Below are 435 nucleotides of genomic sequence, written 5' to 3'. Positions count from 1 at the left end.
AACGATGGTCGCTCGGGCCGATGTCGGCAGCGCGGCGAGGGTATTCGCGACCGCGGGGAGGGCCACCGCGTCGGCGACGGCGAGCAGGTGGTAGATGTCGTCGGGCGTCTGCCAATGACCGCCCGGCCCACGAACCGCGACTTGGTCTCCCGGCTGGACGGTCTGGGACCACTGGGTGCCGGGCCCACGATGGGCTTCGGCTCCGGACTCAGGGCCAAACTGCAGGACGTCAATGCCCCACGACCCATCCTCGAACCACCTGCGCCGGGTGTATGTGCGTAGAAGCGGCAGTGCTGCATTGTCACGGACGGGTTGGCGCAAGTCAGAGCCATCAGATGGCAGGACGATTTTGACGTGGTCGTCGACCGAGGTGATGGGTGGCATACCGCATGGCTCGAAGTCGATCGAAATGACATGGGGGATGTCATGGCGGAC

General features: G+C 65.5%; 1 protein-coding gene. It reads right to left on the bottom strand.

Features of this window, described 5'->3' with window-relative positions; genetic code table 11:
• Nucleotides 1-435, bottom strand: a 435-nt coding sequence (locus ER13_RS19220) for a siderophore-interacting protein (RefSeq protein WP_197019824.1), incomplete at both ends; no start/stop codon positions are given.

This window comes from Brevundimonas sp. EAKA (genome assembly GCF_000698025.1).
In the GTDB taxonomy this organism is placed as follows: domain Bacteria; phylum Pseudomonadota; class Alphaproteobacteria; order Caulobacterales; family Caulobacteraceae; genus Brevundimonas; species Brevundimonas mediterranea_A.
The sequence above is the reverse complement of the archived record's forward strand: the minus strand, read 5'-3'. Positions and strand labels throughout refer to the sequence as shown.